1 protein-coding gene and 1 rRNA gene (1 of these 2 cut by a window edge) are annotated in these 1,686 nt (G+C 38.8%); both read right to left on the reverse strand.

The genetic code is table 11. The annotated features are described in order from the left end of the window. Positions 1-78 (reverse strand): 16S ribosomal RNA (locus JR005_RS12025) (it extends 1,461 nt beyond the left edge of the window). Between the two features lie 336 nt (positions 79-414). Then, the gene (locus JR005_RS12030) at positions 415-1,662 is read right to left on the reverse strand and encodes a CaiB/BaiF CoA transferase family protein (RefSeq protein ID WP_218665146.1); all 1,248 of its coding nucleotides are present in this window, start codon (positions 1,660-1,662) and stop codon (positions 415-417) included. Between the last annotated feature and the right edge of the window lie 24 nt (positions 1,663-1,686).

Here is a 1,686-nt window from a genome sequence, read left to right on the forward strand (position 1 = left end):
ACCTCATCTCCGCTCGACTTGCATGTGTTAAGCCTGCCGCCAGCGTTCAATCTGAGCCATGATCAAACTCTTCAGTTAAAATCATTTTGCACCTTATTAAAGACAAGGTGCCAATTCTGGCTCATCAATTACTGACAAATTCTCTCAAATAAACTTCGAGTAATTTAAACCAATTAATCAATGATAATATTTCGATCAATTAATTAGTAAAAATCCACACAAGTTGTTCTTCTATTCTCTTAATGATCTATTCCTTACCTCGTCAGTAAGAAATTCAACCCAATACAAATCCTTCAACCTTAACCCTAAAAGCCAAGATCTTCATCGTGTATCGCGTCGGGATGCTGCGTATTCTATACAGTTTTTAAAGCAACGCAAGCCCTATTTTTCAAAAAAATATCATCAGGATGTTTTTTAATCAACAGATGCTTTTTCCTTGCTGTATTCGCCTATTTTACCCTCAATTAAGCCTTTTTCATTTAACTGATTAAGTTGATCACTCGATTTATAACGCTTCAGTATCTTATAAGTATGTTCACCTAGCTGTGGTGGAGCATGATGATATTCAACTGGAGTACCCGATAATTTGATTGGTGAAGCAACTACTTTAAATCTCTGATTTTGTGGGTGTGGAATATTCACTACCATTTGACGAGCCAGAATTTGTGGTTCATTGAATGCTTCTTCGATGGAGTTGATCATGCCCACTGGCACTTTTTTCGCATGAATTTGTGTTACCCAATGATTTGCATCTTGCGTTTGGAAATGCTCACTCAATACACCAATTAATTCATGCCTATATGCAACTCGATCTTTATTAGTCGAATAATTTGGCTGATCTAATAAGTCCGCCCGATCTATTGCAATACACAAGTCCTTAAATTGTTTATCATTACCACAGGCAATAATAAAATCTTTGTCTTTTGCCTTAAAAATTTGGTATGGCACAATATTGGGGTGTGCATTTCCCATTCTCACAGGTGATTTTCCTGTGGTTAAAAAGTTCATGCCTTGATTGGCCAATGTTGCAACCTGTACATCTAAAAGAGACAAATCAATATACTGTCCTTTACCTGTGCTTAAACGTGACCATAATGCTGCTTGAATCGCAATGGTGGCATACAGTCCAGTTTGAATATCTGCAACCGCAACCCCAACCTTTTGCGGTTCTTGATTTTGCTCACCTGTAATACTCATCAATCCTGACATGCCTTGAATGACAAAATCATAACCAGGTTCTTCGGCACGAGGACCTGTTTGCCCAAAACCTGTAATTGAACAATAGACAAGTCGAGGGTTAATTTGGCTCAGTGTCGCGTAATCTAGTCCATATTTTGCGAGTGAACCTGCTTTGTAGTTTTCAATTAATACATCCGCATCTTTGATCATCTCGTGAATGAGTTGTTGACCTTCTTCAGTTGCAATATCGATTGCCACAGAGTATTTATTTCGATTCGCTGCTTGATAATAACCAGCTTCTTTAGTCGGTTGGCCCTGATCATTTAACATCCACGGTGGCCCCCACATGCGAGTATCATCACCCACTTTAGGACGTTCCACTTTAATGACTTCTGCACCTAGGTCTGCTAGAATTTGACCACACCATGGTCCCGCTAAAACCCGACTTAAATCCAATACTGTTAAGCCTGTCAATGCACCCATAATTTATTTCTCCAAAAGCTGACA

The organism is Acinetobacter sp. Colony158 (assembly GCF_019264745.1).
GTDB lineage: Bacteria > Pseudomonadota > Gammaproteobacteria > Pseudomonadales > Moraxellaceae > Acinetobacter > Acinetobacter ursingii.